The organism is Brevundimonas sp. UBA7838 (genome assembly GCF_002500885.1).
Taxonomy (GTDB): domain Bacteria; phylum Pseudomonadota; class Alphaproteobacteria; order Caulobacterales; family Caulobacteraceae; genus Brevundimonas; species Brevundimonas vesicularis_C.
Window position 1 is genome coordinate 22,711 of sequence record NZ_DLTK01000126.1, and the last position, 24,660, is coordinate 47,370.

The 24,660-nt window shown below is 67.5% G+C and carries 27 protein-coding genes and 2 pseudogenes; 20 read left to right on the top strand and 9 right to left on the bottom strand.

All coding sequences use genetic code 11. From position 1 onward, the window contains the following. Window positions 1-76: 76 nt before the first annotated feature. Window positions 77-856 (top strand): hypothetical protein, encoded by a 780-nt coding sequence (locus B3T77_RS11970; protein WP_292079868.1) that lies wholly within the window; start codon window positions 77-79, stop codon window positions 854-856. 20 nt (window positions 857-876) lie between these two features. On the opposite strand, the gene B3T77_RS11975 is transcribed toward B3T77_RS11970, so the two are convergent. Beyond that, a complete protein-coding gene (locus B3T77_RS11975; protein WP_017504089.1) occupies window positions 877-1,533 on the bottom strand; it encodes a 3-oxoacid CoA-transferase subunit B in 657 nt (218 codons plus the stop codon). A 2-nt stretch (window positions 1,534-1,535) separates the two neighbouring features. After that, window positions 1,536-2,261, bottom strand: coding sequence for a CoA transferase subunit A (locus tag B3T77_RS11980; protein WP_292079869.1), 726 nt, complete (start codon window positions 2,259-2,261; stop codon window positions 1,536-1,538). A gap of 344 nt (window positions 2,262-2,605) precedes the next feature. Here B3T77_RS11980 and B3T77_RS11985 point away from each other — a divergent pair, with 344 nt between their 5' ends. The 7 genes from B3T77_RS11985 (at window position 2,606) to B3T77_RS12015 (ending at window position 9,881) form a co-directional block, all read left to right on the top strand. Beyond that, window positions 2,606-3,631, top strand: coding sequence for an SAM-dependent methyltransferase (locus B3T77_RS11985; protein ID WP_292079870.1), 1,026 nt, complete (start codon window positions 2,606-2,608; stop codon window positions 3,629-3,631). A gap of 11 nt (window positions 3,632-3,642) precedes the next feature. After that, entirely contained in the window at window positions 3,643-4,056 is a 414-nt protein-coding gene (locus B3T77_RS11990) for a DUF2177 family protein (RefSeq protein WP_039245498.1), read from the top strand. Window positions 4,057-4,156: 100 nt separating this feature from the next. Further along, on the top strand, window positions 4,157-5,407 hold the full coding sequence (locus B3T77_RS11995; protein ID WP_292079871.1) for an oligosaccharide flippase family protein: 1,251 nt from the start codon (window positions 4,157-4,159) through the stop codon (window positions 5,405-5,407). Then, window positions 5,391-6,539: a UDP-galactopyranose mutase gene (glf, locus tag B3T77_RS12000; protein WP_292079872.1), complete on the top strand. Its 1,149-nt coding sequence runs from the start codon at window positions 5,391-5,393 to the stop codon at window positions 6,537-6,539. The genes B3T77_RS11995 and glf overlap by 17 nt, the downstream gene beginning before the upstream one ends. Continuing rightward, complete coding sequence (locus B3T77_RS12005) at window positions 6,536-7,450, top strand: glycosyltransferase (RefSeq protein ID WP_292079873.1); 915 nt, start codon at window positions 6,536-6,538, stop codon at window positions 7,448-7,450. Before glf ends, B3T77_RS12005 begins: the two co-directional genes overlap by 4 nt. 35 nt (window positions 7,451-7,485) lie before the next feature. Beyond that, a complete protein-coding gene (locus tag B3T77_RS12010) occupies window positions 7,486-8,673 on the top strand; it encodes an O-antigen ligase family protein (protein WP_292079874.1) in 1,188 nt (395 codons plus the stop codon). Next, the gene (locus B3T77_RS12015) at window positions 8,649-9,881 is read left to right on the top strand and encodes a glycosyltransferase (protein WP_292079875.1); all 1,233 of its coding nucleotides are present in this window, start codon (window positions 8,649-8,651) and stop codon (window positions 9,879-9,881) included. Before B3T77_RS12010 ends, B3T77_RS12015 begins: the two co-directional genes overlap by 25 nt. Here the strand turns inward: B3T77_RS12015 and B3T77_RS12020 are convergent. From B3T77_RS12020 to B3T77_RS12030, 3 genes are all read right to left on the bottom strand, one after another. After that, a complete protein-coding gene (locus B3T77_RS12020) occupies window positions 9,827-10,879 on the bottom strand; it encodes a glycosyltransferase family 4 protein (protein ID WP_292079876.1) in 1,053 nt (350 codons plus the stop codon). The two genes, B3T77_RS12015 and B3T77_RS12020, sit on opposite strands and share 55 nt — an antisense overlap. Then, window positions 10,872-11,969: a glycosyltransferase gene (locus B3T77_RS12025; protein ID WP_292079877.1), complete on the bottom strand. Its 1,098-nt coding sequence runs from the start codon at window positions 11,967-11,969 to the stop codon at window positions 10,872-10,874. Before B3T77_RS12025 ends, B3T77_RS12020 begins: the two co-directional genes overlap by 8 nt. Window positions 11,970-12,097: 128 nt before the next feature. Continuing rightward, complete coding sequence (locus tag B3T77_RS12030; protein ID WP_017504078.1) at window positions 12,098-12,559, bottom strand: peptidylprolyl isomerase; 462 nt, start codon at window positions 12,557-12,559, stop codon at window positions 12,098-12,100. Window positions 12,560-12,632: 73 nt separating this feature from the next. On the opposite strand from B3T77_RS12030, the gene B3T77_RS12035 reads away from it, so the two are divergent. After that, window positions 12,633-13,343, top strand: coding sequence for an RlmE family RNA methyltransferase (locus B3T77_RS12035; protein WP_055753232.1), 711 nt, complete (start codon window positions 12,633-12,635; stop codon window positions 13,341-13,343). Window positions 13,344-13,347: 4 nt separating this feature from the next. Here the strand turns inward: B3T77_RS12035 and B3T77_RS12040 are convergent, their stop codons facing one another. Next, on the bottom strand, window positions 13,348-13,893 hold the full coding sequence (locus B3T77_RS12040; protein ID WP_292079879.1) for a DUF2061 domain-containing protein: 546 nt from the start codon (window positions 13,891-13,893) through the stop codon (window positions 13,348-13,350). 127 nt (window positions 13,894-14,020) lie between these two features. On the opposite strand from B3T77_RS12040, the gene guaB reads away from it, so the two are divergent. From guaB to B3T77_RS12075, 7 genes and pseudogenes are all read left to right on the top strand, one after another. Beyond that, window positions 14,021-15,478, top strand: a complete 1,458-nt coding sequence (gene guaB, locus B3T77_RS12045) for an IMP dehydrogenase (RefSeq protein ID WP_292079880.1) — start codon at window positions 14,021-14,023, stop codon at window positions 15,476-15,478. 6 nt (window positions 15,479-15,484) lie between these two features. Further along, entirely contained in the window at window positions 15,485-15,880 is a 396-nt protein-coding gene (locus tag B3T77_RS12050) for an MAPEG family protein (protein ID WP_165117347.1), read from the top strand. 9 nt (window positions 15,881-15,889) lie between these two features. Beyond that, window positions 15,890-17,191, top strand: coding sequence for an RsmB/NOP family class I SAM-dependent RNA methyltransferase (locus tag B3T77_RS12055; protein WP_292079881.1), 1,302 nt, complete (start codon window positions 15,890-15,892; stop codon window positions 17,189-17,191). After that, a complete protein-coding gene (locus tag B3T77_RS12060; protein WP_292079882.1) occupies window positions 17,188-17,901 on the top strand; it encodes a 5'-methylthioadenosine/S-adenosylhomocysteine nucleosidase in 714 nt (237 codons plus the stop codon). The genes B3T77_RS12055 and B3T77_RS12060 overlap by 4 nt, the downstream gene beginning before the upstream one ends. Continuing rightward, window positions 17,898-19,460, top strand: coding sequence for a glutamine-hydrolyzing GMP synthase (gene guaA / locus B3T77_RS12065; protein WP_292079883.1), 1,563 nt, complete (start codon window positions 17,898-17,900; stop codon window positions 19,458-19,460). The genes B3T77_RS12060 and guaA overlap by 4 nt, the downstream gene beginning before the upstream one ends. Before the next feature lie 290 nt (window positions 19,461-19,750). Continuing rightward, window positions 19,751-20,272, top strand: a pseudogene (locus B3T77_RS12070) (tyrosine-type recombinase/integrase); the annotation flags it as partial. 72 nt (window positions 20,273-20,344) lie between these two features. Beyond that, a pseudogene (locus tag B3T77_RS12075) lies at window positions 20,345-20,998 on the top strand (efflux RND transporter permease subunit); the annotation flags it as partial. 87 nt (window positions 20,999-21,085) lie between these two features. Here B3T77_RS12075 and B3T77_RS12080 read toward each other — a convergent pair. The 3 genes from B3T77_RS12080 to B3T77_RS12090 all read right to left on the bottom strand — a co-directional run bounded on the left by B3T77_RS12080 (window position 21,086) and on the right by B3T77_RS12090 (window position 22,619). Further along, window positions 21,086-21,706, bottom strand: a complete 621-nt coding sequence (locus tag B3T77_RS12080; RefSeq protein ID WP_185224699.1) for a lytic transglycosylase domain-containing protein — start codon at window positions 21,704-21,706, stop codon at window positions 21,086-21,088. Window positions 21,707-21,781: 75 nt separating this feature from the next. Then, a complete protein-coding gene (locus B3T77_RS12085; protein WP_185224700.1) occupies window positions 21,782-22,048 on the bottom strand; it encodes a helix-turn-helix domain-containing protein in 267 nt (88 codons plus the stop codon). 88 nt (window positions 22,049-22,136) lie between these two features. After that, window positions 22,137-22,619, bottom strand: a complete 483-nt coding sequence (locus tag B3T77_RS12090) for a helix-turn-helix domain-containing protein (protein WP_205196151.1) — start codon at window positions 22,617-22,619, stop codon at window positions 22,137-22,139. 242 nt (window positions 22,620-22,861) lie between these two features. Here B3T77_RS12090 and B3T77_RS12095 point away from each other — a divergent pair, with 242 nt between their 5' ends. From B3T77_RS12095 to B3T77_RS12110, 4 genes are all read left to right on the top strand, one after another. Continuing rightward, the gene (locus tag B3T77_RS12095; RefSeq protein ID WP_185224701.1) at window positions 22,862-23,428 is read left to right on the top strand and encodes a GntR family transcriptional regulator; all 567 of its coding nucleotides are present in this window, start codon (window positions 22,862-22,864) and stop codon (window positions 23,426-23,428) included. 69 nt (window positions 23,429-23,497) lie between these two features. After that, window positions 23,498-23,626, top strand: a complete 129-nt coding sequence (locus tag B3T77_RS12100) for a hypothetical protein (RefSeq protein ID WP_263973019.1) — start codon at window positions 23,498-23,500, stop codon at window positions 23,624-23,626. A 97-nt stretch (window positions 23,627-23,723) separates the two neighbouring features. Then, window positions 23,724-23,849 carry a hypothetical protein gene (locus tag B3T77_RS12105; protein WP_263973020.1) on the top strand — a complete coding sequence of 42 codons (126 nt, stop codon included), beginning with the start codon at window positions 23,724-23,726 and terminating at the stop codon, window positions 23,847-23,849. A gap of 177 nt (window positions 23,850-24,026) precedes the next feature. Continuing rightward, a complete protein-coding gene (locus B3T77_RS12110; protein ID WP_292079885.1) occupies window positions 24,027-24,659 on the top strand; it encodes a lasso peptide biosynthesis B2 protein in 633 nt (210 codons plus the stop codon). Window position 24,660: the final 1 nt, after the last annotated feature.

Sequence of the window (24,660 nt, forward strand, 5' to 3'; positions counted from 1 at the left end):
CGCGGCCTTCTAGCGGGCGGGTGGCGTGGTGTCATGGCCCCCTGCTATATCCGCCGCCGGTCATCGGGGGCGTAGATTGAGCGAGCATCGGATTTTACGGCTGGGCGAGACGCTGTCGGCGGCGGCCCGCGCCCTGCCTCGCCTGTCGCGCGGGGCTTGCGGCGCGATCGTGCTGGCGGCCGTGGTCTGCAGCCTCAAGCCGCTGGCGGCGGGCCTAGCGGGCCTGATCTGGGCGGCGTGCGCTCTCGCCTCGACCCTGGTGCTGGCGGGCGCGCTGGCGCGGATCGCCATCACCGACGATCTGGTCGCCGCGCGACGGCTGGGCTTGGGGCCGGTCGGGTTGCAGTTCGGACGGCCGGAGGTGCGGCTGCTGGGCGCGGGCCTGCTGTGCGCGATCTTTCTCGCCATGATCCTGTCGGTCGTGGCCCTGGTCCTGTTGGCCGTGTTCGGCATGGCCGAGTTGAACGCCCAGGCCATCGAGATGCGCCAGTGGAGCGCGGTGGGACCTGCATGGAAGCTGATCCTGCTGGCGGTCGTCACGGCCTTCGCCCTGTTCGCCGTCATCGCCTTCGCTGTGCGCCTGTCCCTGTTCGCACCGGCGACAATCGGGCGCGGGCAGATGGTGTCGCTGCAAAGCATGAGCGTCGCGCGAGGCGGCTTCTGGCCCCTGCTGGTCGGGCTTGTCGTGACGGCGCCGCCCAAGATCGCGCTGGTGTTGATGTGGGGCGCAGGCGCGCTGTCGGGGAATGCGGGCTGGATCGTCTTCGCCGTGGTGCTGACAGGCTTGCAGGCTCCTCTGACGATGGCCTTTGTTGGCGCGGCCTATCGTCGGCTTGAGGCTGCGCCGCCCCGGTAGACCAGAGCGGCGCAGGTCTATCAGGCGGCCTGCAAGCCCGGTGCGACGGTGTAGGCCGCCTCGGTTTTGGCGGCGACTTCGTCGAGGGTGACGCCGTCGGCCAGTTCGATCAGCTCGAGGCCCGCGCCGTCCGGCTTGACGTCGAAGGTGGCCAGGTCGGTGATGATGCGGCTGACGACGCCGGTGCCGGTCAGGGGCAGACTACATTCCTTCAAGACCTTGGACTGGCCGTGCTTGTTGGCGTGTTCCATGACGACGACCACGCGTTTGACGCCCGCAACCAAGTCCATGGCGCCGCCCATGCCCTTCACCAGCTTGCCGGGGATCATCCAGTTGGCGATGTCGCCGTTCTGGGCCACTTCCATCGCACCCAAGATCGACAGGTTGATATGGCCGCCGCGGATCATGGCGAAGCTGTCGGCGCTGGAGAAGTAGGACGACTCCGGGATCTCGGTAATCGTCTGCTTGCCGGCGTTGATCAGGTCGGGGTCCTCGTCGCCCTCATAGGGGAAGGGCCCCATGCCCAGCATGCCGTTTTCGGATTGAAGGGTCACGGTCATGCCGGCGGGGATGTAGTTGGCGACCAGGGTCGGGATGCCGATGCCCAGGTTCACATAGAAGCCGTCCTGCAGTTCCTGGGCGGCACGTTCGGCGAGTTGTTCGCGGGTGCGGGGCATGATCAGACCTCCGATCCGGCGGCGGCGCCGGCGGCACGTTGACGGACGGTGCGCTGTTCGATGCGCTTTTCGGACACGGTCTGGACCAGGCGGTCGACATAGACGCTCGGCGTGTGGATGTGGTCGGGATCCAGCGCGCCGACCGGGACTATCTCTTCGACCTCGACGACCGTGACCTTGCCGGCCGTGGCCATCATCGGGTTGAAGTTGCGGGCGGTCTTGCGGAACACCAGATTGCCGCGCTCGTCGGCCTTCCAGGCCTTGACGATGGACAGGTCGGCGACCAGGCCGGACTCCATGACGTAGTCGCGGCCGTTGAAGTTGCGGACTTCCTTGCCCTCGGCGACCAGAGTGCCGACGCCGGTGGCGGTGAAGAAGGCGGGGATGCCCGCGCCGCCGGCGCGGATGCGCTCGGCCAGGGTGCCTTGCGGGTTGAACTCCAACTCCAGCTCGCCGGCCAGATACTGGCGCTCGAACTCCTTGTTCTCACCGACGTAAGAACTGATCATCTTGGCGATCTGGCGGGTGCCCAGCAGTTGGCCAAGGCCGAAGCCGTCGACGCCGGCGTTGTTGGAGATGACCGTCAGGCCCTTGACCCCGCTGTCGCGCAGGGCGGCGATCAGGTTCTCGGGGATGCCGCACAGGCCGAAACCACCGGACATGACCGTCATGCCGTCGAAGGTCAGGCCCTCCAGCGCGGACGTGACGTCAGCGTAGATCTTTCCCATCGCTCTCCCTTTTTTCACTGCCTGATGAATATCGGCTTTTGACCACGCCTAACGCGGGGGCGGGCAGCGGGCAAGACGCGGCGTCGATCCGACGCGGCGATTTCAGACGGTGAAGGCGAAAAACAGAGTCTAATTCGTCTAATTCGTCTGAACCGACGGCGAGCCGGGTTCGAAAAAGAGAGTGCAATTGGTGCACTTTCTACGGAATCGGTCGTCGCGGAAGGCGGATGTCGGCATCGCTTCGGTTGTGTTCAAGGGGGTCAGATATCCATCAGGCATCCATCGGGGCCGAGGTGTCGTATTACCGTCAAGCCTGCAGCAAGATCCGACGATCGAGGACGCCGATGAACCTGACCAATGTCGCCATTCGCCAGCTTCAGGACGCGCCGTTCCCGGACTTCGTGACGCGCCCGGCGATCGACAGCCTGGTGACAGAGGCCAGAAAGCGTCTGGATCGCGACGGGCCGCATGACGAGGCGGCCTTTGCGCGCGAAATGGCCCAGCGCGCCATCGCCGAACATACGGATGCGGCGAACCAGCAGCATTACGAACTGCCGCCCGAGTTTTTCCAGCTGTGCCTGGGCAAGCGGCTGAAATACTCCTGCTGCCTCTATCCCACGGGCCGCGAGACTCTCGATCAGGCGGAAGAGGCGGCGCTGGCCGAGACCTGCGCCCATGCCGATCTGAAGGACGGTCAGACGATCCTGGAAATGGGCTGCGGCTGGGGCTCTTTGTCGCTGTGGATGGCCGAGACCTATCCGAATGCAAAGATCACGGCGGTGTCGAACAGCCACGGCCAACGCGGCCATATCGAAGCCCAGGCGGCGGCGCGCGGCCTGACGAACCTGACGGTGATCACGCGCGACATGAACGAGTTCCAGACCGAGCAACGGTTCGACCGCATCGTCTCGGTTGAGATGTTCGAGCATATGGCCAACTGGCGCGCCCTGCTGACCAAGGCGCGGGGCTGGTTGAAGGACGACGGACGGATGTTCATCCACGTCTTCACGCACCGCGACGCGCCCTATCGGTTCGATCACACCGACAGCGGCGACTTCATCGCCCAGCATTTCTTCACCGGCGGCGTCATGCCGAGCCACGGCCTGATCCGACAGTTTCCGGACCTGTTCGCGGTCGAGCAGGAATGGACCTGGAACGGCGGTCACTATGCGAAGACCGCCAATGATTGGCTGGCGAACATGGACCGGAACGCCGCGCGTATCGCGGTGTTGATGCGTGAGACCTATGGAGACGACGCCAAACTTTGGACCCGTCGCTGGCGACGCTTCTATCTGGCGACGGCCGGTCTGTTCGGAAACGACGAGGGCCGCACCTGGGCGGTCAGCCACTATCGACTGAAGCCGGCTTAAGGGAGACGAGGATGATCAAATATGTCGCGGCCTATCTCGGGGCCGGCCTGACCTTTGCAGCCATCGATTTCGTCTGGCTGACCACCATGACCAACCGGTTGTACAAGCCCGTCATCGGGCCGATCATGGCCGACAAGCCGGACATGAAGGCGGCGGTGGCCTTCTATCTGATCTCCATTGCCGGGACCGTGTTCCTGGCGATCGCGCCGGCCCTTAAGGAGGGGAACTGGACGCGGGCGGCGATCAACGGGGCGGTGCTGGGCTTCGTCGCCTACGCCACCTACGACCTGACCAATCAGGCGACCCTGGCGGTCTGGCAGACCAAGCTGACGATCATCGACCTGATCTGGGGCACGACCCTGACGATGCTGTCGGCGACCGGCGGCTATTTCGCCGCGCGCTGGGCCGAGGGCCGTTTCGGCTAGGCCGCCCGACTGCCCCGCGCTTGCGATTGCAGCCGCGCGTGTCTAAAGCTCGCGCCAGGGTTGATCGCGGGGGCGACAGTTGGGGGATGGCAGGCACCGATTGCTGTCGGCGCGCGGCGCGGCCGATGCGGGCTGGGTCTATGGCGCGCATGTCGCCCGCTATGTCGCGCCGCTGCTGCTCTATCCGGTTCTGACGCGACGACTGGGGCTGGAAGGGTTCGGGATGTTCGCCTCGGCCATCGCCCTGGCCTTGGTGGTGTCGGTGGTCGTGGATTACGGGCAGTCGCTCTCGGGGCCGCGCGACATCGCCGGATCCGTCGAAGGGCGCGGCGTCCTGGTCGGTCAGGCCCTGGCGATGCGCGGCGTGCTGATCCTGCCCGCCGCTGCGGTCGGCGCAGGTCTGGCGGCCTTGAATCCGGTTCTGGAAGGGGCGAGCGTCGTCGTGGCGATGGCGGTCGTTCTGGGGATCGGGCAGGGGGCCAGCCTGCTGTGGTTCTTTCAGGGCATTCGCGATCCCGGTTTGGCAGCGATGCTGGAGGTTGGCTTCGCCCTGGCCGCGACGGGGGTCGTTCTGGCGATGCCCGGCCTGAGCGTCGGCGGCGTGATGGCCGTCCAGGCGGGCGGCGTCTGGGCCGGCTTGGTCGCGACCGGCATCCTGTTGTTGCGACGGCAGAGGGTTCAGGCGCCGGAGCGGGGCTTTGTGAAGCTCCTGATCCAGGGCGGGCCGCTGTTCGCCAGTCGGGCGGTGATCGTCGCCTATACGGGGGCGGGCGTTCTGGCTGTCGCGGCGCTGGCCGGGCCGGCGCAGGCAGCGCTTTACGGGGCGGCGGACCGGGTGGTCGCGGCGTCCGGATCGCTGATGCGGCCGCTGGCCGGTCTGATTGCGCCCCGGATCGCCGGACTGCTGGGACAGGATCATGCGGCGGCGTTTCGCACGGCGCGGTGGACGCTGGCCGCATCGACGGGGTCGTTCGTGCTGCTGGCGGCGGGACTGACGCTGGCGGCGCCGCTGCTGATCAGACTATTGTTCGGGCCGGGGTTGGCGTGCGCCGTCGACGTGTTGCGACTTCTGGCCTGGGTGCTGCCGCTGGTGGCCGTCAGCCAGGTGCTAGGGCTGCATCTGATGAACCCGCTGCGGATGGATGGACGGTTCGCGCTGATTGTGGCGCTGGGGTGTGTCGCAACCCTGGGGCCGGCGGTGGTGCTGGCGCCCGGCCTTGGCGCGGCCGGCATGGCGGGCGCGCGGATCATCGGCGAGGCGGCGGTGGTCGTGGCGTGTCTGATCGGCCTGAGGGCGCACTGGGGCGCGCTGTTCCAGACCGGCAGGGGGCGTGATGTCCCGGCGATATGACTGGCTGATCGTCGGCGCCGGTTTCACCGGGGCGGTGGTCGCCGAACGGCTGGCGCGCGGGCTGGATCAGAGCGTGCTGGTGATCGATCAGCGCGACCATGTCGGCGGCAATGCGCACGACCGGCGCGATGCGGGCGGGCGGCTGATCCATCCCTATGGCCCGCACGTGTTCCACACCAACAGCGCGCGCATCTTCGACTATCTGAGCCAGTTCACGGCATGGCGACCCTATGCCCATCGGGTCCAGGGGCAGGTGGACGGGCAACACGTGCCGCTGCCGTTCAATCTGGATTCGATCGAGACGCTGTTTCCCACAGCGACGGCCGAGCGGATGACGCACGCCTTGGTCCAGCGCTTCGGTTTCGGGGCGCGGCCCAGCATCCATGACCTGCGACAGGCGGGGGACGATCCGGATCTGAGGCGACTGGGGGACTATGTCTTCGACAAGGTGTTCGCCGGATACACCGCCAAACAGTGGGGTCTGCCGGTCGAGGCGCTGGACGCCTCGGTCACCGCGCGGGTGCCGATCGCGGTCAGCCGTGACGACCGCTATTTCGTCGACCGCTACCAGGCCATGCCGCGCGACGGCTATGGGCCGCTGTTTGAGCGGATGCTGGATCATCCGAACATCACGGTGTCGCTGAACACGCCGATAGATCAGGTGGGGGCGGGGTCGTGGGACCGGATGGTCTATTGCGGCGCGCTGGACGACTATTTCGGCCGGTCGGTCGGGGCCTTGCCCTATCGCAGCGTGCGGTTCGACCATCAGGTCGTGGATGTCGAGGATGGCCTGCCGATCGGGACAGTCAACTATCCCAACGACTTCGACTTCACGCGTATCACCGATTTCCGCCACCTGACCGGCGAGCGCGGGCCGACGACGGCGACGGTGACCGAATATCCGATGGCTTATGAGGCGGGCGTGAACGACCCCTATTATCCAATACTGACGGAGGCGTCGCGAGCATTGGCGGGGGAGTATCGCGCGATGGCGGCGACGCTGGCGGGCAAGGTCTGGTTCGCCGGGCGGCTGGCCGATTTTCAGTACTACAACATGGACCAGGCGGTCGGGCGGGCGCTGAGCCTGGTCGAGAAGTCGCTGGCGCCGGCCATCGCCCGGATGGCGGCATGAGCACGTCAGTTTGGGCGGTGGTGGTGACGTGGAACCGGCGCGCCCTGCTGGAGCAATGTCTGGCGCATCTGATCGCCCAGACGCGACATTGTGACGGGGTGGTGGTGATCGACAACGCCAGCGATGACGGCACCGCCGAGATGCTGGCTGACGCCTGGGCGGGTCAGGCGATGGTGGTTCGGATGCCGGTGAACACGGGCGGGGCGGGCGGATTCAACGCCGGCATCCGTGCGGCGATCGAGGCGGGGGCCGACCGTCTCTGGCTGATGGATGACGACGTGCTGGCGGCGCCGGATGCGCTGGAGGCCTTGCTGGCGGCGGAAGCGGGGCTGGCGGATGAGGGCGTTGTTCCGGCCTTCCTGTGTTCCAGCGTCAGGTCGCCTGAGGGGCATCTGACCAATACGCCCGAGATCGACCGACGCGAGAATGTGCTGGGCTATCCGGCCTGGGGCGAGCGGCTGGAGCAGGGGATGGCGCCGGTGCGGCAGGCGACGTTCGTGTCGGTCCTGGTCAGCCGGGCGGCGGTGATGCGGCACGGCCTGCCGCTGGCGCCCATGTTCATCTGGGGCGACGATACGGAATATACGCTGCGGCTGTCGCGCGAGGGGCCGGGCTATCTGGTCGCGGCCAGCCGGGTCGAGCATGTGCGCGCGGCGCCGGGACGGCTGACCATCGAGACCGAGCCGGATGCGCGGCGCGAGCGGCTGCATCGCTATCTGACGCGCAACGTCATCCTGGCCAAGCGGCGGCACGAGGGACGGCGCTCTGCGCTGCGCTATGCCGCGTCGCGGCTGAGGCTGGCGGGTCGGCTGGCGCTTGGCGGACGCTGGCGAAAGGCCGGTGTGTTGATCGCAGGCGTGGTGGACGGGGCGCGGTTCGATCCCGAGGTCGAGCATTGCAGGCCGTCCTGAGCGCATCGCGGCGTGGAACGCTGCGGTGGTCGCAGGTGCGCGCGACCTATGAGCGGGTGGCGTTGGGTCTGCTGGGCCTGGGCGTGACCTTGCCGCTGTTTCTGACGCCGGGGCAGGTCAGCGGGCCGCGACTGGGCGATCTGGCGCTGGCCGTTGCTGTGCCGCTTGTGGGTGTGACGTGGCGAGACTTGGCGCCGGTTCTGAGGGCGGCGGGCGTGGTCGCGGCGACGTTCTTGGCGATGACGCTGCTGGTGCAGGTCGCGCAGGGCGGCGATCGGCTGAACGTCGGGGATGCGGCCTTCTGGTTTCGGTGGATCGCCTCGGCGCTGGCGGCGCCGGCGGCGGCGAGCCTGATCCTGAGGGACGAGCGACGGCGGCGGTTGTTCCTCTGGGCCGTGCTGGCGGGCGCGGGGTGTCACCTGGCGACCTATGGGTTAGCGATGCTGGTGGGCCTAAAGCCTTTGCAGGCCGTGGGGCTGGCGTCGCCGCGTGCGATGGTGACCACCACGGCCGCGCAGGTGCGGCTGACAACCCTGGCCGAGCATCCGAATGCGGCGATGGCGATGATCGGATTGGCGGTCCCGGCTGGCATGATGCTGGCGGAACGGCGCTGGGTGCGGCGCGGGACGACGTGGGGCGGCGTCGGCGTGGCGGCGCTGGGGTTCGTCAGCACCCTGTCGCGGGGCGGCATGATGGCGGCGGTGCTGGCGGGGCTGGCGAGGATGGTCGTCGGTTGGCGGTGGCGCGAGCAGGTTCGGCCGTTGGGAGTGGTGCTTGCGGTCTGCGTGCTGGCGGCGGGCGCGGTGGCTTTGCAAGCGGGGCGGTTCGATCTCGACGGCGGCCGTTTTGCGGGACGGTTCGACAGAGCGGCGCTGCAGGACAATCTGGCCGGACGGATGTCGACCTGGCGGCGGACGGTCGATCTGGTCGTGGAGCGGCCGATGGGGACGGGGTGGTCGTCGGCGGACGAGATGGGGGCGTTTCGGGCGCTGTCGGTCAGCCACAACGGCTATCTGTTCACGGCGCGGACGGCGGGCGTGGTGAGCGCGCTGGTGCTGCTGGGGCTGCATCTGGCGTCGGCGGCGCGGCTGGACGCGCTGACGCCGCTGTCGGTCTATGTGCTGGCGGCGATGTTCGGCGAGGACCTGACGCAGGGGGCGGGGATGGTCTTTCTGTGCTGTCTGGTGGGCGCCCTGGCGTGGCGAAGGTCGCTAGCGCCGTGAGGGTGCTGATCGTCAACACCCTGTATCCGCCGGCGCAGGTCGGCGGGGCGGAACGCAGCGTGGCGCAGTTGGCCCAAGGGCTGAGGCGGGCGGGCGTGGAGGCGTCCGTGCTGACGCTGACGCCCGGGCGCGAGACGGTGAACCAACGGATCGACGGCGTGCCCGTGCAGCGCCTGCCTTTGCGAAACCTGTTTTGGCCCTATGACGGCGCGCGGCGGTCGGCGGTTCGGCGGGCGGTCTGGCATGGGCTGGAGGCGGCCAATCCTCTGATGGATCGGGCGGTGGATCGGGCGGTCGCGCGGGTGCGGCCGGATCTGATCCATCTGCATTTGACGACGGGGTTTTCGCTGTCGGTCTATCGCGCGGCCGCGCGGTGGGATCTGCCGCTGGTGCAGACGCTGAGGGACTGGTCGATGCTGTGCGCGCGGGCGTCGCTGTTTCGACGCGGACGGCGTTGCGAGCGGCGGTGTAGGTCCTGCGTGTTGGTGACGGCGGGCAAGCGGGCGCGGTCGCAAGGGGTGGCCCATGTCATCGGGCTGAGCGGGCCTGTGCTGGAGACGCATCGGGCGGCCGGCTATTTTCGACGGACGCCGGGGTCGGTGATCGGAAATGCGGCAGGTGCGGCGGCGATCGCGCCAAGACCATCGCTGGCCGAGGCGCCGACGATGCGGTTTGGGTTTCTGGGGCGGATCGAGCCGGAGAAGGGGATCGAGGTTCTGCTGGCGGCGACCAGAAGGTTGCAAGGCGACTGGACGCTGAATATCGCCGGGCGGGGCGAGGCGGATTACGTGCAGGCGTTGAGGCGGGCTTACGATGACCCGCGCATCGTCTGGCTGGGGCAGGTGGAGGGGGAGGCGTTCTGGCCCAGAGTGGATGTGCTGGTCGCGCCGGCGGTGTGGGCCGAGCCGTTCGGACGCAGCGTCGTGGAGGCGGTTCAGCAGGGACGGGGCGTGATCGCATCACGCATCGGCGGCTTGACGGAGGCGGCGCAGGGGGCGGGCATGTCGGCCCTGATCGAGCCGGGGCATGCGGGTGCGCTGACAGCGGCGATGCAGGCGGCTGCGGACCAGCCGGAGCGCTGGCGTTTTGCGGCGATCGGTGCGCCGGCCTGGACCGAGGCGTCGATCGTCGAGGCCCACAGGGCCGTCTATCGTCAGGTGCTGAGCAGAAGGTCTTCGATGATTTCGGCCGAGCGGGACCAGGCGTAACGGTCGGCGCGGCGAAGGCCGGCGTCGCAACGGGCGACATCCGGTCGGCTGAACAACTCCGACACATGGGCGGCCAGGGCTGCGTCGTCGGCAGGGTCGAAGTAGAGGGCGGCGTCGGCGCAGACCTCGCGCGTGGCGGGGATGTCGGAGGCGATGACCGGACAGCCGAGGGTCATCGCCTCCAGCGGCGGGATGCCGAAGCCTTCATAGAGGCTGGGAAAGACGAGCGCCTGCGCGCCGCCGAGCAGGGCGGCGATCTCGGCGTCCGAGCGACGGCCGGCGAAGATCAGGCGCGGGTCGGCCGCAAAGGCGGAACGGTCGAAGACGGCGGGTCGGTCGCCGATGAGGACCAGCCGAACGGCAGGGTCGGCAAGACGGGAGAGGGCGCGGATTGCGACGGCGAGATTCTTGTTTGGCGTCAGATTACCCAGGGCCACGAAGTAGGGGCGCATCGTCAGATCGAGGCGCTCGATGACGGCGGGGTCGGGCGTGATGTTGCGAAGATGGTCGGCGCTGTTCGGGGCGACAGCAATGCTTTCGGGCGACAGGTTCAGGACCGAGGCCAACTCTCGCCGTGAAAACGCGGAGACGGTCGCCAGCCGCGCACGGCGCGCCAGAATCCTGTTCAGGGTGCGGTGAAAGGCGGCGTAGCCGGTTCGGAAATGCTCAGGATGACGAAAGACGGCGGCGTCGTGGATGACGACGACATGGCGACGATGCAGCACCGGACCCGAACCCGCTAACGAAAGCAGACGGCCGTGGCGCGCGGTCCAGGCCAGGGCGGTCTGTTCCCAAAGATGGCCGCCTGCGCGCCCGATCGTGCGGGTCGGGATGTTGAGCAGGTTCAGGTTATCGGCGCCGGGGGGCGTCAATAGGACGTAACGCTCGGCCGAGCCGGGGCGCTGGTCAAGGGCGCCGACGATCTGACGCGCATAGCGCTGAACCCCGCTCATCGGCTGGGTCAGGAAGCGGCCGTTGATGAAGACGGGCTCAGCCACCCAGGCGTCTGCCGGCGAAGGCGTCGCGGTAAATCCGGACAGTCTGTTCGGCCATGCGAGAGGCGGACAGCAGGCCCGGCGCGATCGGCAGGGGCACGACGCGGCTGGCCAGCGCGGCGCACATCGCCTCGGCCAGATGATCGGGCGAGGCGTCGACGGGCAAGCGGTCGATGCGCGCGCCGGCCTGGATCAGACGCCCGATACCGCCGACGTCGGTGCAGACGATCGGCAGGCCCAGGGCGGCCGCCTCGATCATGGCGTAGGAATCGGCCTCATAACGGCTGGTCATGGCGAAAAGATCGAAGCCCGCCATCAGCGGCGCAGCGTCGCGAGCGCCCAGCAGACGTAGGGCGTCGCCGGCGGCGGTCCTGACCAACGGGGTCAGGTCGCCATCGCCGATCATGACGCCGGTGATGCGCGGATCGATGGCGTTCGCCCGGCGGACGGCGTTGGCGAACCGGACGGGGTCTTTCTGGGTGCAGAACCGGCCGACGAAGCCGATGACCAGAGCGTCGTTGGGAACGCCGAGGACCTGGCGGGCGGCGAGACGATCGTTGGCGGGCGGGGAGCCCAGGCCGTTGGGAACGACGTGCAAGCGGTTCCCGCCGAGCCCCCAGCGACGGGCGACGGCGGCCTCTTCCTCAGAGACGGCGATGATGGCGTCGCTGGAGCGGGCCAATAACGCCTCGGCCGCGCCGGCGATGATCTTCGCCAGACTGGCCTGGCCCATCATCGGCAGGGCGTGAGGCGTGTAGATCTTGGCGGCGCCGGGCGCGTGGGCCAGGCGGACCAGAGCGCCGGCCTTGGCGCTGTGGCCGTGAACGATCTCGAACGCGCCGAGGCGGGCGATCAGGCGATTCAGGGTGTGAAGGGCGGCGACGTCCCACGGTCCGACGCTGCGACGCATCGGCAGCCGTTCGCTGGCGTGGAGGGGAAGGGCGGCGACCGCGGCCTCGAACCAGGGCTCTGCGCGGCGCGGCGACCAGATCAGGAACACCTGATGGCCGCTTCCGATCAGGGCCCGGGCCAGATCGACCACGTGACGCCCCGAGCCGCCGCCGGACGGCTCGATGACCAGAAGAATGCGCAATGTCGTCCCCCGACGATGGCTCAGCGTTGCAACTGAAAGCCATCACCGAGAAACGTCAAGATTGCGCACATTCTCGTTGCGCGAAATCTAATCCGAGTTGGACGAAGTCCAACTCTGCCGCTTTCGCTTTAGTTGACCGTCGCCTTGACGATCTTGCCGGGGCTGCGCGGCGGCTCGCCCTTGGGCAGGGCGTCGACGTGTTCCATGCCCGATTCGACCTGACCCCAGACGGTGTACTGGCGGTCTAGGAAGGTGGCGTCATCGAAGACGATGAAGAACTGCGAGTTGGCGCTGTTGGGGTCCGAGGTGCGGGCCATCGAGCAGACGCCGCGCACGTGCGGCTCGGCCGAGAACTCGGCCTTCAGGTTCGGCTTCTTGGAGCCCGAGGTGCCGGTGCCGGTCGGATCGCCGCCCTGGGCCATGAAGCCCGGGATCACGCGGTGGAAGACCACGCCGTCGTAGAAGCCTTCCTTGGCCAGCTCGGTGATGCGTTCGACGTGGCCGGGGGCCAGGTCAGGGCGCAGCTTGATGACCACGTCGCGGGCTTCGCCGTCGCCGGTGTCCAGGGTGAAGGTCAGGGTGTCGGCCATTTCGGTCGTCCTCTTGGGGGTTGATTTGAGGCGGGACATAGCCCGCAACGCCGGTCGGGGCTATGTGGGAACGATGAGCGAAGACGAAAAGCCCCAAGAGCGCCGCCGGATGGTGAAACCGCCCACCGGCGGAACCGCCGCCGGACGCGGCATGGGCACCAAGATGAAGACGGCCGACACCAAGTCGATGTCGAGCCAGCAATGGATCAAACGCCAGCTTTCGGACAAATGGTCCGAAAAGGCGCGGGCCGAAGGCTGGCGCTCGCGCGCGGCCTTCAAGCTGATCGAGATCGACGACAAGTTCCGGCTGATCAAGCGCGGGTCAAAGGTCATCGACCTGGGCGCGGCGCCGGGCGGTTGGGTTCAGGTGGCGTTGAACCGGGGGGCGGGTGCGGTGGCGGGCGTGGACCTGCTGATGATCGCGCCGATTCCGGGCGCAACACTGCTTCAGGCCGACTTCACCCATCCGGGCGTGGACCAGCAGCTGATCGACGCCATCGGCGGGGCGCCGGACCTGGTGCTGTCGGACATGGCGCACAACACGGTCGGGCATCGCCAGACGGACCATTTGAAGATTATCGCCCTGATCGAGATCGCCGCCGACTTCGCCATCCGCACGCTGCGGCCTGGCGGAAACTTCGTCTCCAAGAACTTCCAGGGCGGGGACGCCGGCGGGGTTCTGGCGCGGCTGCGCGAGGAGTTCGAGACGGTGAAATACGTCAAGCCGGCGTCGAGCCGGAAAGACAGCGCCGAGGTGTTTCTGGTCGCGCTGAACAAGCGCTGACGCGTCAGGCGGCGGCTGTGCTCGCGCGGGCTCTGCGATCTTCCAGGCGGGACCAGATGCGGTCGTGCAGGGCGAAGAAGAGCGTCTGGACCAAGGGCTCGACCATGCCGATGGTCAGCGCCGTTCGGATGTCGTTGGTCAGGGCGTAGGCCACGGCGACCGCCACGGCGAAATGCATGACGCCGTAGGTGACGGTCTTCAGCGCGATCTGTTTGAACGACCGGGGCAGGGTGTGGCTGTGGCCGTGATGAGCGTCGTGCGAGCGGCGCTGTTCCTCGGGCGACATGATGTCGAGGCGGGCGGTGAAGGCCTCTGTCGCCTCCTCGATATTGGAGGCCATGCGACGCCGCTCGACCTTATGCCAGACGCGGTCGTGGACGGTGTAGGCGATGGTCTGAAAGATCGGCTCGACCATGCCGACGGCCAGGGCGATGCGCCAGTCGCGGGTGATGACGAAGGCGACCAGAATGGCGACGATCAGGTGCATGACGCCATAGCTGGCGATCTTCAGAGCCAGTTTGCGCGCGGTGCTGAGGATGACGCCGACCATGCGGAGAGAATGGTGAGCGGCCCTGCGGGTTGCAAAGCAATAAAATCTATCGGGCCTATAACCGCAATCGGCCTTGCCCCCGACCCCCGCATCCCGTTATACGCGGCCCGCAAAACGGAGACTCCCTATGGAGATACGCGAAGGACTGACCTTCGACGATGTTTTGCTGGAACCCGGCGCATCCGAGTTCATGCCGGCGATGGTCGATATCTCGACCCAGCTGACGCGCGACATCAAACTGAACATCCCGCTGCTGTCGTCCGCCATGGACACGGTGACGGAAAGCCGTCTGGCCATCGCCATGGCTCAGTCGGGGGGTCTGGGCGTTCTGCACCGCAACATGACCATCGAGGAGCAGGCCGACGAGGTCCGCGCCGTCAAACGCTATGAGAGCGGGATGGTCGTCAATCCGGTCACGGTCGGCCCGCAGACGACGCTGGGCGAAGTGCGCGAGATCGTGGCGCGCAAGAAGATCACCGGCTTCCCCGTCGTAGATCCGGCGACGGGCAAGCTGGTCGGGATGCTGACTCACCGCGACATGCGCTTCGAGAGCGACCTGAACGTCACCGCCGCCTCGCTGATGACCACGGGCGACCTGATCACGGTGCGTGAAGGCGCCAGCCGCGACGAGGCGCGCGAGCTGCTGAAGACCCGCAAGATCGAACGCGTCATCGTGGTGGACGAGGATTATCGGGCCGTCGGCCTGATCACCATGAAGGACATCGAGAAGGCTCAGGCCTTCCCCAACGCCGCCAAGGACGAGCAGGGCCGCCTGCTGGTCGGCGCAGCCTCCACCGTCGGCGACGCGGGATACGAGCGCGCGATGGCGCTGGCCGAAGCGGGTTGCGACGTGGTGGTGATCGACACCGCTCACGGTCACTCGGCCTCGGTCGCCCAGGTGGTCGAGCGGATCAAGCGCGAGAACAACCGGCTGCAGATCATCGCGGGCAATGTCGCCACCTATGATGCGACGCGCGCCCTTATCGACGCAGGCGCGGATGCGGTGAAGGTGGGCATCGGTCCCGGCTCCATCTGCACCACGCGCATCGTCGCCGGCGTTGGCGTGCCGCAGCTGACGGCGGTGATGGACTCCGCGCGGGCGGCCAAGGGCACGGGCGCCTCGGTCATCGCCGACGGCGGCATCAAATACTCGGGAGATCTGGCCAAGGCCATCGCGGCCGGCGCGAACGTGGCCATGATGGGCTCCATGTTCGCCGGCACCGACGAAAGCCCCGGCGAGGTCTTCCTGTACCAGGGCCGCAGCTACAAGTCGTATCGCGGCATGGGCTCGGTGGGGGCGATGGCGCGCGGCTCGGCGGATCGATACTTCCAGAAGGAAGTCTCGTCCGAGAAGCTGGTGCCCGAGGGCATCGAGGGTCAGACGCCCTATAAGGGCCCGATCAGCCCGGTCCTGCACCAGATGGTCGGCGGGCTTCGCGCCTCCATGGGCTATGTCGGCGCCGGCACGATCCCGGAGTTTCAGGAACGCGCCCGCTTCGTGCGCATCACCGGCGCGGGCCTGCGGGAAAGCCACGTCCACGACGTGATGATCACGCGTGAAGCGCCCAACTATCGGCAAGGGTAGGCGACCATGACGACCGAACTCACCTATCTGGCCCTGACGCTGATCCTCGCCTTGGTTCAGATCTTCCTGCCCGCCGGGGCGCGGACGGCCGAGTTCGGCTCGAAATGGAATGCGGGTCCGCGCGACGAGACGCCGGAGGCGAAGAAGCCGCTGACCGGCCGTCTCGAACGCGCCCAGGCCAATCTGTACGAGACCCTGCCGCTGTTCATCGGCGCGGTGCTGATCGCCCATGTCATCGGCGCGTCCAGCGCCCTGACGGTGTGGGGCGCGGCGCTCTATTTCTGGGCGCGGGTGGTTTATGTGCCGCTCTACGCCTTCGGCGTTCCCTATATCCGGTCGCTGGTCTGGGTGGTCTCGCTTGCGGGACTGGTCATGGTCCTGTCGTCCCTGTTCTTCGTTTGAAAGCCTGAATTGACCCCAGCCGCTCGCCTCGCCGCCGCCGCCTCCGTCCTGGACTCCATCGCCCAGGGCCGCCAACCGGCCGAGGCCGTCATGAAGGCCTGGGGCACGGCCAACCGCTACGCCGGGTCCAAGGACCGGCGCGCCATCGCCGACCGGGTCTATAAGGTGCTGCGCGCGCGCGGACGCCTGTCGTGGATCATGGGTGGGCGCGAGGACGGCCGGGCTCTGGTCATCGGTTCGCTGCACGCCATCGACGGCCTGTCGTTGGAAGAGATCGAAGCCCTGCATTCGGGCGACGGCTATGGCCCGCGCCCGCTGTCGAAACAGGAGCGCAGCCGCATCACGGCGGGGCAGGGCGAACTGCCGGGCTGGGTCGCCGCCGGCCTGCCTGAGTTCGTGGTCGAGGATTTCAAGGCCACCTTCGGCGATCGCTGGGCCGAGGAAGCCCATGCCCTGATGGCGCCGCGCGCGCCGATCGACCTGCGCGTCAATGATGCGGCCGCCACGGTCGATGAGGTCGAGGCCGAACTGAAGGCCGCCGGTCTGGACGTTTCGCGCACGCCCTGGTCGGCCGTCGGCCTGCGCGTGCCGTCGGAACCGCCACCCAACATCCAGGCGCTGGAAGGCTTCAAGGCCGGTCGGTTCGAAATCCAGGACGAAGGCAGCCAGGTCGTCTGCTGGCTGGCGGGCGCTGCACCCGGCATGACGGTGGTGGATTACTGCGCCGGCGGCGGCGGTAAGACGCTGGGTCTGGCCCAGGCGATGAAGGCGCAAGGCAAGCTGGTCGCCTCGGACGTCGTCAACAAACGGCTGGAGAACATTCGTCCTCGCCTGCAGCGCGCGGGCGTCGAGGCGGAGCTGGTCCTGATCGGTCAGAACGGCGGCGGCCTGGAAGACCTGAACGGGCAGGCCGATCTGGTCTTCGTCGATGCGCCCTGTTCGGGATCTGGCACCTGGCGTCGTCGTCCCGAGGACGCCTGGCGTCTGACCGCCGAAGAGGTCGAAAAACTGCACGGCCTGCAGGTGCGTATTTTGAGCCAGGCGACCAAGCTGGTGAAGCCGGGCGGCCGACTGGTCTATGTCACCTGTTCGATGCTGGCGCGCGAGAACGAGGCCAGCGTGGACGCCTTCGAGGCCGCCAATCCGGACTTCCGCCCCGTCGCCGTCGCCGATGTCCTGTCGGCGCCGCAACTGAGCCAGGCGGCGCAGGCGAAGTTCGCCGAGCTGGCGTCCGGGGCGCGCCTGCGCCTGTCGCCGGCGTCGGCCGACACCGACGGCTTCTTCGCCGCCGTCTACGAGCGCGCGGCATGAAGCTGGCGCGGCATGGCGGGGTTTCGCTGCTCTACGTCATGGCCGCGCCTGCTGAATACGGGCCGCACCTTCAGGCCCGGATCGCGCCGCTGATGACCGGCGTCGGTCCGGTCGAGGCCGCCGTGAGCCTGGGCGCCGCCCTGGCGCGGCTGGAGGCGGCGGGCGATCTGCCGGATCTGATCGTATCGCTGGGCTCGTGCGGATCGCGGGTGCTGGATCATGCGGCGGTCTATCAGGCCTCGTCCGTCGCCTATCGCGACATGGACGCCAGCCCGCTCGGTTTTCCGAAGGGCGTGACGCCATTGCTGGACCAGCCCGCCGTCCTGCCTTTGCTGTGCCCGATCCCCGGCGTGCCGATGGCGACCCTGTCGACCGGAGCGAACGTCGTGTCCGGAGCCGCCTATGACGCCATCGACGCCGAGATGGTCGACATGGAGACATGGGCCCTAGTCCGCGCCGCCCAGACCTTCGGTGTGCCTCTGATCGCCTTGCGCGGCGTGTCGGACGGTCGCGCCGAGTTGAAGGCTTTGGAGGACTGGACCTCGACCCTGCATCATGTCGACGAGAACCTGGCCGTTGCCCTGGATCGGCTGATCGCCGTGCTGGAGGTCGACGGCCCCGCCGCTCTTGAGCTTCCCGCCCTTGAAATATCGGCCCCACCCCGCCAAGACCGCGCCCATCTTCCTGCCCCGGATTCGATCACGCCATGACCACGCCGCAAGACCACCAAAAGGTCCTCATCGTCGACTTCGGCAGCCAGGTGACGCAGCTGATCGCGCGCCGCCTGCGCGAGGCCAGCGTCTATTGCGAGATCCATCCGTTCCAGAAGGCGGAAGCGGCTCTGACGGCCATGAACCCGGCGGCCATCATCCTGTCGGGCGGTCCCGAGAGCGTGCATGAAGAGGGCAGTCCCCGCGCGCCGCAGGGCGTGTTCGAGGCGGGCGTGCCGGTTCTGGGCATCTGCTACGGCGAGATGACGATGTGCGAGCAATTGGGCGGCAAGGTCGAGGGCGGCCATACCCGCGAGTTCGGCCGCGCCGAGATCACGGTTCAGAAGACCTCGCCCCTGCTGGCCGACCTAGCCCCCGTCGGCGAGAACGAAGAGGTCTGGATGAGCCATGGCGACAAGATCGTCGCCATTCCGCAAGGCTTCGACGTGGTCGCCTCGTCCGAGGGTTCGCCCTATGCGGTGATCGCCGACGAGGCCCGTCGCTTCTACGGTGTGCAGTTCCACCCCGAGGTGATGCACACCCCCCGCGGCCATCAGATGCTGAAGAACTTCACCCACGGCATCGCGGGTTTGAAGGGCGACTGGACCATGGCCGCCTACCGCGACGAGAAGATCGCCCAGATCCGCGAACAGGTTGGCGACGCCAAGGTGATCTGCGGCCTGTCGGGCGGGGTCGACTCCTCGGTCGCCGCCGTTCTGATCCATGAGGCCATCGGGGATCAACTGACCTGCGTCTTCGTCGACACCGGCCTGTTGAGAAAGGACGAAGCGAAACAGGTCACGACCCTGTTCCGCGAGCACTACAACATCCCGCTGGTGCACGTTGATGCATCGAAGGAATTCCTGGGCGAACTGGCCGGGATTTCCGACCCCGAAACCAAGCGCAAGACCATCGGCAGGCTTTTCATCGAGGTGTTCGATCGCGAGTCCGCCAAGATCGAGGGCGCCGAATTCCTGGCCCAGGGCACCCTCTATCCGGACGTGATCGAAAGCGTCTCCTCGTCCAGCGGCAAGGCCCACGTCATCAAGAGCCACCACAACGTCGGCGGCCTGCCTGACTATATGAAACTCAAACTGGTCGAGCCTCTGCGAGAGCTTTTCAAGGATGAGGTCCGCGCCCTGGGTCGCGAACTGGGGCTGAGCGACGCCTTCGTCGGGCGCCACCCGTTCCCCGGACCGGGACTGGCCATCCGCATCCCGGGCGAGATTACGCCGGACGCCGTCGAGACCCTGCAACAGGCGGACGCCATCTATCTGGATGAAATCCGCAAGGCGGGTCTCTACGACAAGATCTGGCAGGCCTTCGCCGTCCTGCTGCCGGTGAAGACCGTCGGCGTCATGGGCGACGCCCGCACCTATGAAAAGGTCCTGGCCTTGCGCGCCGTCTCTTCCACCGACGGCATGACCGCCGACTTCTACCAATTCCCGTGGGACGTCCTGGCCAAGACGGCGACGCGCATCATCAACGAGGTCCGCGGCGTCAACCGCGTCGTCTACGACGTCACGTCCAAGCCGCCGGGGACGATCGAGTGGGAGTGATTCAGGGCTTTCGAAGTCTTTCGGCGGCGCTTTGAAATATAGCGCTAAATCACTGACTTGCAAGATAAATGCTTTCGCAGCCTCTCGATACCTTTCGAGGGGCTGCTTTCGTTTTTGTCGGTCGCTCCGACGGTCCCGCCGCCATTGCTCGCGGAGACTCCGCTCCATACCGTCATAGGGCCGAGGGCGTCCTGACGGTCTTTTTTCTGAGCCAAGCTGCGGATTTGGCTGAGGAAAAAGATCCCGAAAGGTCCCGAAAACGCCTGACGGTCTTTTGGAGTGAAAACGGCATGCTCACCGACGCTGAATTGCGAAATACACGTGGAAAAACGAAGCCTTACAAAAAGACCGACAGGGACGGTTTGTACGTCCTCGTAACACCGACAGGCGGCATCGCTTTCAAGTACGACTACCGCTTCAACGGGCGGCGCGAGACGGTCACGTTCGGCGCCTACGGCCCGACCGGGCTCTCGCTCGCCAGGGCGCGGGAGAAGCTGGTCGAGGCGAAGCGCCAGATCGCCGAAGGCGTTTCGCCGGCGCTGGACAAGCAGCGGGTCAAGCGCCGGCTGAAGGAGGCCCAGAGGTTCGAGCAGGTGGCGATCCGATGGATGGATCATGCTCCGATGGCGGACAGCACCCGCAACATGCGGCGGTCCATCTTCAACCGGGAAATCCTGCCTCAATGGCGCACCCGCCTGCTGAACGAGATCACCCCCAACGATCTTCGCGCCCACTGCAAGACGATCGTCGAGCGGGGCGCGCCGGCGACGGCCGTGCACGTGCGCGACATCGTCAAACAGATATACGCCTATCCTTGCCGACGGGCCGCAGTCTGAGGGCCGCAGACGGAGACGGCCGCTCAAGAGGCCGGCCGCGCGCCCTTCGGCGTCCAGGACTCGATCATCGCGCCCCAGCTCAAGACCGTCGAAGGCGTCGCCGGCATCGACGTCCAGGGCGGCTATGTGAAGGAGTACGCGGTCCATCCCGATCCCGCGCGTCTCGCCGCCTATGGCGTGGGCCTTGTGCAACTGGTCGAGGCGCTCGAACACGCCAACCGCATCGCCGGGGCCGGCTATGTCAACCGGGCCGGCGAAGCCTACATCGTCCGGGCCGACGCGCGGATCCGCAGCCTCGAGGAGCTGGCCCAGACCCCGATCCTCAATCGCGGCGGCCAGGTGATCCGGGTCTCCGACGTGGCCATGGTCGAGATCGGCCGCGCGCCGCGCCTCGGCTCGGCCAGCAGCAACGGCCGCGAGACCGTGGTGGGCACGGCCCTGATGCTCCAGGGCGAGAACTCGCGCGCCGTGGCGCATCGCGTCGGCGAGCGGCTGAAGGAGATCGGCGCGAGCCTGCCCCCTGGCGTCGTGGTCAAGCCGGCGCTGGATCGCACCCAACTGGTCGAGGCCACGATCCGCACCGTCGAGCACAACCTCGCCCTCGGCGCCCTGCTGGTTATCGCCGTGCTGTTCTTCGCGCTCGGCAATGTGCGGGCTGCGATCATCACCGCTCTGGTCATCCCGCTCAGCTTCCTGTTCGCCGCGCCGAGAGGCAGGTCGCCGCCAGCGCGATGCAGACCGCAGCGCCGGCGTGACGGGGGAAAGGCGAGGGGATCAGAGGACGAAACATCAGCGGCTCCGGTCGTCGGATGTGGAAAAGGCGACTTGCACGGGCCCGCGCGCGAACACGTCCCAGGATGCGGGCGGGGTTCTCGGGGGCGGTGTCTCGGGCAGGGTCGCGCCGGTCGCTCCGACGGCGGCGGCCGTGAGCGGCGTCGCCAGATCCAGGGCGACCGCCGCCTGTTCCACTCTGGCCACATAGCCGTTGCGGAACCCCCGCCCGGCATCGCCGGTGTTGTAGCGGGACAGGGCGACGCGCAGGGCGGCCTGGCGATGCGCCGGAGCCTCGCCGGACGGCCTGTAGCCCGCGCGGAGGACCGTCGCCGCGGCGCGGAGATTTAGGCAGGGATCGAATGTGTCTTCGACAGACAGGCCCAGCCAGCCGAGGTTGTCGCTGTTGATCTGGGCCAGGCCGAGGTCGAGGTTGGCGCCGCGGTCCAGGAGACGACGGGCCGTCGCCGCCGCCTCCCTTGCGTCGCGCGCCCGGGCGGGGCGGGGCCCATTGCCGTTGACGCCGATCGCCAGCGGGTCGAACCGGCTCTCGACGTGCGCGATAGCGGCAAGGGTCTGAGGCGCCACGGAAGGCGCGCAGCTTTGCGAGAGGGCGAGAACGAACGCGAGGTCGAGCATCAGGGCCTCCAGGAACCGCCCCAATCCCAGCCGATCCGGCCGGCGGCGACGACCCGCGAGCGTCCCGTGGGAGATCTACGGTAGGAAGCTGCGGGGTTCGTTTGCGCGTCGTGCGGCGACCGCCAGGCGCGCGACCGCCTGCACGCGCGTCCGCACCCCGAGGATTCTGCAGGCCGTCATGAGATGCTCATCGACCGTTCTCGGGGAGAGCCCCAGCCGTTCGGCGATGGCGGAGGAGGTCAGTCCCGTGGACGCGAGCTGCAGGCATTCGCGCTGCCGTCCGGTCAGGGCCTCGACCAGAAGGGCCGATGACTCAGCGGGATGGGAGGCGAGCGCTTTCATCGCCGAATCCAGCCGGAAAATCCCGGCCGCGCGCCAGTCCGTGACCTTCTCACCGTAAATCTGCGGTGGCGTCAGCGGCTGGGGCGCCTCAGCCGCCGTCTTCGCGGTCCGGGGCCAACAGCCGGCTGCGGCGTTGTTCGAGCCAGGCCTCGGCTTCCGCGTCGCGCCGGACGGATTGGTCCACGAGATCCCTGAACATCCTCGTGAAGGTGTTGATGATCGGCCGGGCGTCGAGGTCGGCGATGGCGTCGCCGGCCTCCTCGTCGAATTCCTGCAGGGCGACGGCGAGGATCGTCGCCAATTTATTGTCGGCGCACCGCAAGGCGAAGGCGGGCGACCCGAGGGCGAGGGCGGCGAGGATCCCGTGCGGATCGCTGTTGGTCACCTCGGCGAAGCGATGGATTCGCTCGATGTTGATTCGTCCGGCGCCGGACTCGAAATGCTCGTACGACCTGAGCGCCATGTTCATGGCCTGGGCCACGTCGATCGACCGCATGCGCCGATGGGACCGGATCAGGCGCAGGCTCGAGGAGAGCACCGCATTCGTCGACTGGGTGTGCCGGGCGTCCATCTCTCGGTTTACTCCCTCGCCGTCGGCACCACGCGTTACGAACTCAGGTTCACCCCTACAGGTTGAAAAATGACTCAGCCAAGCGTCAAATGAAAGCTGATAAAGATCAACAACATAAAAGCTGCGGCTATGACGCAAGTTTCTTGCGGACGACAGTATAGACGCTATCGCGTCGACCGACTCCCCCAGTGCCTGGCGGTCGCTGGCCTGCGGATCGTCGGCGGCCCGTGCGGGACACGGGGATGAGACAGCGGGATCCCTTTGGCACGGCGCTCGCCAGCCTGCGAACAGCGATCGAGGACGGGCTGGCGCCCGGTCAGCATCTGTCGGTGGCCGACATCGCCGCCTCGCTCAACCTCAGCACCAGCCCGGTGCGCGAGGCCCTGTCGCGGCTCTGCGGCGAGGGACTGATCGAAGACCGTCGAGGCTTGGGCTACTTCACGCGGGCGACGCCGCTCGAAGACATCCTCGGCCTGCTGGATCTGGAAGCTGCTCACGTTCGGCTTGCGGCGCGCGGAGCCGGGTTCGCCAATCCGATCGACGGCTCGGACGGGGCCGTCGATGCGTGGATCATCGAACTGATCGAGGTCTGCGAAAATCAGCCCCTGCTGGAGAGCCTCGCGCGGGTCCGTCGCCGTCTTGCGCCGCTTCGAGGCCTTGGCCCTTCGACGGAGCCGCCGGCCGGGCCATCCGATGGCGACAGTATCGACGCCTACTACGCCCGCTGGCGGATCACCGCGGGAACAATCGCTTCGCGCGTGCGGCGGATCGATCCCGACCAGTCAAAGTATACGCGCAATATAGTTTGAATCGATTTGCTTTGAGGCGCTGATGGTCCGTCGTCGACCTTTTGTCGATATTTCAACGAGGAGACGACCATGACCACCCACCGCACCCCGCGCCTCGTGCGCCTCGGCGCCGCCCGCGACCTGACGCGCGCCGTCGACGAAGGCGACTACGCCGAGCTGAACACCTCCAAGCTCTACACGATCCCGCCCGGCGCCTGAGCGCGACGTGCCGTCCTCCGGGACGGCACGGACGCCCGGTCCGGCCTCGCCCGGCGCGTCCTGATCAGAGGCTTTCACCGAAAAAGGGAGTCTGGCCATGAAGGTCCAGAACAAGGGCCGCATCCTGCGGCTGGGCGGCGCGCGCCGCCTGACGCGCGCCGTCGACGAAGGCGACTTCGCCGAACTGAACTCGCATTTCCGCTGGGAAATGCCGCCCGAATGAGCGGGCCGGGGTCGTCCCTCGGGGCGGCCCCGAGCGGCTCCCATTGGAGGAATAGTTCATGCTGATACGAAAGATTGGGCGCCTGGTTGTCCTCGGGTCGGCGCGACGGCTGACTCGGGGCAAGGGCGGCGAGTTCGTGGAGTTGCAGGTGACCCACCGCTACGACCTCCCGCTCGAATGACCGAGGAGGGGCAACTGGCGCAGGGCGTCCACGCGGTTCCGATCGGAGGCGATCTGGTCCTTCTGGATCTGGCGGCGGATGACTATCTGCTGTTCGCGGACTGCGGTGACGTTGCGGTCTTGGGCGAACGCCTTCGCGGACCGATGGATACCCTCCTCGAACTGGCGTCAGCAGAACTGCTGCATTCCGGTCCAGCGCGTCCTGCGTGCGTCCCGCCTCCGCCGCTCCCCCTGCACAGCTTGCCTGAGATTTCCGGTCGCCGGCCGCGCCTGGCAGAGATCGCCGCGTTCGGCGCGATCTGGGCCGATCGGGCCTGGCGTCGCCCGACGCTGGCCGGACTGGCGGCCGCTCATGGCGACCGGACCGGGCGGCGCGATGACCTCGAAATGATCGCGGCGCGCGCGCAGACGTTTTTCCAGCTTCTGCCCTTCGCGCCCCGGACCGGCGCATGCCTGTTCCAGGCCGAGATGCTGTTGCGCTTCCTGAACGCCGGCGACCTCGACGCCGACTGGGTGTTCGGGGTCCGCGCCTGGCCGTTCCTGGCCCATTGCTGGCTGCAGGTCGATGACGTCTGCGTCAGCCAGTCCGCGGAAACGCTCAGCCATTTCCATCCCATTCTGGTCATCTGAG